Raw genomic sequence first — 546 nt, 5'->3', positions numbered from 1 at the left:
CTTTTTGCAAGAAAGAAAAATGCGAGTAGTGATAAGAGATCAGCACTCAAAATGGAATGAAGTAATAAGCGGTGTCCCGCAGGGAACAGTTCTGGCCCCAATAATGTTTGCTATATATATTAATGATATGGATGAAGGAATTGAAAGCTATATGAGCTTCTTTGCAGATGATGCAAAACTACTGAGAGTGAAAACTGAAGAAGATTGTGAATCACTACAGAGAGATCTAAATAAAGTACAAGAATGGAGTAGGAAGTGGGAGATGGAGTTCAATACAAAAAAGTGTAGTATAATGGAATTTGGAAAAAGCAAAAACAGAATAACAGGAGCATATAAATTGGGAGAAGAAGGAATAAAAAAAGTAGAAAATGAGAAGGACCTGGGAGTCATTGTTATGAATAATATGTCACCTGAGAAACAAATAAATAAGATTTTTGGTGAAACTTATGATTTAATAAGAACAATCAAAGTTGCATTGACATACCTGGATGAAGAAATGGTGAAGAAAATACTAATCACTCTGATAAGACCAAGATTGGAATATGC

The 546-nt window shown here is 33.9% G+C and carries 1 protein-coding gene; it reads left to right on the top strand.

What is annotated here, in order from left to right; all coding sequences use genetic code 11:
- Nucleotides 1–19 precede the first annotated feature (19 nt).
- Nucleotides 20–546: reverse transcriptase domain-containing protein (locus LR961_RS19125; RefSeq protein WP_232151563.1), on the top strand; the 527-nt coding region annotated here is incomplete at its 3' end.

This window comes from Stenotrophomonas sp. SY1 (assembly GCF_021202945.1).
GTDB lineage: Bacteria > Pseudomonadota > Gammaproteobacteria > Xanthomonadales > Xanthomonadaceae > Stenotrophomonas.
Note: the sequence above shows the minus strand (reverse complement) of the source record. Positions and strands in the feature narration are given on the sequence as shown.